The organism is Hydrogenivirga sp. 128-5-R1-1, from assembly GCF_000171895.1.
Window position 1 is genome coordinate 1 of record NZ_ABHJ01000067.1, and the last position, 3635, is coordinate 3635.

The window sequence follows — 3635 nt, forward strand, 5'->3', positions numbered from 1 at the left end:
TAGAAACAAATGTAGGAAATGATGAAGATAGCGATACAAAGTTATGGCAGATAATAGCAATTAACGACGATACTCCGGACAAATATGTTGAACAAAAACAACTTAAAAAAATATTGGCTGATGCAATTGCAAAGTTAGATGAAAGGGAAAGATTGGTTATAACTTTGTATTATTATGAAGAGCTTTCTATGAAAGAAATAGGAGAGGTCTTAGGACTAACAGAATCCAGAATTTCCCAAATTCATACAAAAACTATGCTAAAATTAAGAAAGTTAATTTCTAAATATGTTCATAAAAATGAAGAAAAGTGAAATGTACGTTGATTTTTTAATTGGAGATTTAGAGTACTTTATTTTTTCAAATAGAGAAAAAATGAATAAGCTTTTAGAGAGTAATTCTCCACCGTCTTATGAAAGTAGTATTGAGATACTGGAAAAATTTGCTACTGGACTTGCAAAGACAAATCAATTAATTAATCATTTGGAAGAAGTAGAAGATTATGAAAGGATAAGAAATATTTTTATAGTATCTTCAGAAAGCCTTGCATGGATACTTTTTACACTGCCATCTATTGCAGAACAAATTCCAATTTTTACTGAAGAACTTAATATAGAAGGACAGCATCTTTTAGACTTAATAGGAAACAATTTGCTTCAGATTGAAATGTTTATAGACAATCCAAAATCTTCAAGATACTTAAATGCCGATATAAAAAAAGGCATAAATGATATAGCTATGACAATTGGTCATATTACAAAAATGTTGAAAAAAGGGTCATTAGAAAACTAACGACCCCTTACAAGTGATAGACCTCCGTCAACCACTATTGTTTGTCCCTGTATCCACTGGGCATCTTCTGTACATAAAAATCCAACTACCCCTGCTATATCTTCTGGCATTCCCATTCTGCCTAGGGGAGTTAGTTTTATAGTACCTTCTTTAACTTCCTCATAGTTAGGGAAAAGCTGAATAGCTTCTGTATCTATAGGCCCTCCTGATACTGTGTTTACATTTATACCTTTTTCTCCAAGTTCTACAGCTGCGTATCTAACAAGTGCTTCCAGTGCAGATTTTGCTGAGCCGTGTATTGCATAGTTTGGCATGTAATCTTTTGTTCCTGTTGAAGATATAGCTATGATTTTTCCTTTTCTTCCTTCCATTAAAGGTACTGCTTTTTGAACAGACCATATAAATCCAAAAACTGTAATATCATATATTCTTTTAGTTCCTCTTTCTTTGAGTCTTAAAAATGGTGCGAACCCTCCAACTACTTCTCTACCTGAGGCAACTGCATTACTAACAAAAATGTCAAGATACCCAAACTCTTCTTTTATCCAGTCAAACGCTTTATCAATGTCTTCTTTTTTACCAAAATCTGCCTGTAAAGTATATCCTTTCTGACCTTTAGCCTGTATCTCTTTTACTACTTCTTCAGCTTTTTCTTTGTTTTTGTAGTAATTTACAATTACATCTGCTCCCATATCGGCAAGTTTTAGAGCTATAGCTCTTCCTATTCCTCTACTTCCTCCTGTAATAAACGCAAGTTTTCCTTTAAGTGGTTTACATTCCATTTACTTTACCTCTCCTTTATTATAAATTTCTTAATTTTTCCAAAACTTCATAAGCTTTACCTGAATAAATACTTTCCTTTGCAAGCTCAATACCTTCTTTTATATTATCTACAACACCTGCTGCCGATAATGCAAATCCAGCATTTAATGCTACAAAATCAGTTTTTGCACTTTTATCTTTTCCTTCAAGTATATCTAAAGCTATTTTAAGATTACATTCTATGTCTCCGCCGGTTATTTCATTTAAACTTGCCCTTTTAAGACCGAAATCTTCAGGTTTTACAGTATATACAGATATTTCATCTCCGTTTATTTCACCAACTACTGTTTCTGTTGTAATGGAAACTTCATCAAGCCCTTCTTTACCGTGAACCACATAACCTCTTTCTATTCCAAGAAGTCTTAAAACTTTTGCAAGTGGCTCAACTAATTTCTCATCAAAAACGCCCATTAGTTGATACTTAGCTTCAGCTGGATTAGATAAGGGCCCAAGTATGTTAAATATTGTTCTTACTCCAAGTTCTCTTCTTTGTTTTATAACATTTTTCATTGCAGGATGGTAAATAGGTGCAAATAAAAACGCAAGACCAGCTTCTTCTATAGCTTTTGCTGCCGCCTGCGGAGGCATTTCAATGTTGACTCCAAGAGCCTGCATTATATCAGCACTTCCACATTTTGAAGAAACTGAGCGATTGCCGTGTTTTGCAACTTTTGCACCTGCTCCTGCGATTACAAATGCTGTAATAGTTGAAACATTGAATGTATCTACTTTATCTCCACCTGTCCCGCAGGTATCAACTAATCTTGATTTATCTTTAACAGGCACTTTTACTGCTTTTTCTCTCATTATTTTTGCTGCCTGTGTTATCTCTTCAACAGTTTCACCTTTCATTTTAAGACCAATTAAAACAGCCCCTATCTGTGCATCTGTAAGCTTTCCTTCCATTAAGTCTCTAAAAAGAGTTTCAACTTCATTTTTTTCTAAATCCTTAAACTCTGATATTTTTTTGATTAATTCTTTTACCATTGTTCCTATCCTTTAAGAGATTTATCAATATACTCTATTACTGCCTTTTCTCTTAGTTTTTTTATGAGAAGTTTCATTTCTTCATTTAATTTATTAATTATATCTTTTGTATTTATGTCTTTGGGTACAAATTTTTTTTCTTCACTTTCTATATAAATGAAGTAAATCCCTTTATCAGTTTTAACCTTTTTTATTTCTCCAACTTTTGAGCTCCATACAGCATTATCTAAATAATCTACAACTTCTCCTTTTTTTATTTTTCCTAAAAGACCTCCTTCTTTAGCTGTTATTGAGTCATCGGAATATTTTTTTGCAAGTTCTTCAAATGTATTTTTTGTAAGATTGTTTTTTATGATTTCATATTTATTTTTAAAGTCAGGGTCTTTTTTATCTAAGTATATAATCCTAACCTTCCTGTAAGTTTCTTCTACAGCTTCTTTTGAGTTTTCAAGAATTTTTGGTTTTATAACAAATTGAACATATTTATTAATTGCAATTTCTCTTTTTATAAGGTCATAAAATTCATTGTAGGCTATACCTTGTTTTTGCAAAAGTTTTTTAAATTCTTCTATCGAGCTTACTTTATTTGCTTTTGAAATTCTTTCTATTGCAGCCTTTATTTCCTGAGGCATTACTTTTATACCTTTTTTCCTTGCTTCTTGATAAAGGAGTATATGGTCAATTAATTTTTGGGCAGCTTCTTTATCTGAAGAGATATTAAACCATTTTTTTGCAAGTTCTACTTCAGATTTTAATACAGGTCTATCATTTACAATAATTACAATTTTGTCAAGTAAAACTTCTTTTTCTTTAGAATATACACTTATTGAAATTAAGCATAAAATTAAAATCAAATTAACAACTTTTTTCATCTCTTTTCTTCTTCCTCTCTGCATAATTTTCTATTATTTTTAACTTTGCTCTTTCTACTGCCAGAGCTTTATCGGGAATGTCTTTTGTTATAACAGAACCTGAACCTGTGTAAGCTTCCTTTCCTATAGTTATAGGTGCAACAAGCATTGTATCACTTCCTATAA

At 31.7% G+C, this 3635-nt stretch carries 5 protein-coding genes and 1 pseudogene; 2 read left to right on the forward strand and 4 right to left on the reverse strand.

Features of this window, described 5'->3' with window-relative positions; translation table 11 throughout:
• A partial coding sequence (locus HG1285_RS05365) for a sigma-70 family RNA polymerase sigma factor (RefSeq protein WP_008288412.1) occupies positions 1-311 on the forward strand: 311 nt, incomplete at its 5' end.
• Positions 298-789 (forward strand): hypothetical protein, encoded by a 492-nt coding sequence (locus HG1285_RS05360; RefSeq protein ID WP_032496847.1) that lies wholly within the window; start codon positions 298-300, stop codon positions 787-789. The genes HG1285_RS05365 and HG1285_RS05360, both read left to right, overlap by 14 nt.
• Here HG1285_RS05360 and HG1285_RS05355 read toward each other — a convergent pair.
• From HG1285_RS05355 to HG1285_RS19775, 4 genes and pseudogenes are all read right to left on the reverse strand, one after another.
• Positions 786-1571, reverse strand: coding sequence for an SDR family oxidoreductase (locus HG1285_RS05355; RefSeq protein ID WP_008288414.1), 786 nt, complete (start codon positions 1569-1571; stop codon positions 786-788). The two genes, HG1285_RS05360 and HG1285_RS05355, sit on opposite strands and share 4 nt — an antisense overlap.
• Before the next feature lie 19 nt (positions 1572-1590).
• On the reverse strand, positions 1591-2598 hold the full coding sequence (gene trpD / locus HG1285_RS05350; protein ID WP_008288415.1) for an anthranilate phosphoribosyltransferase: 1008 nt from the start codon (positions 2596-2598) through the stop codon (positions 1591-1593).
• Between the two features lie 5 nt (positions 2599-2603).
• A complete protein-coding gene (locus tag HG1285_RS05345; protein ID WP_008288416.1) occupies positions 2604-3470 on the reverse strand; it encodes a peptidylprolyl isomerase in 867 nt (288 codons plus the stop codon).
• Positions 3454-3635, reverse strand: a pseudogene (locus tag HG1285_RS19775) (bifunctional N-acetylglucosamine-1-phosphate uridyltransferase/glucosamine-1-phosphate acetyltransferase); the annotation flags it as partial. The gene HG1285_RS05345 and the pseudogene HG1285_RS19775, both read right to left, overlap by 17 nt.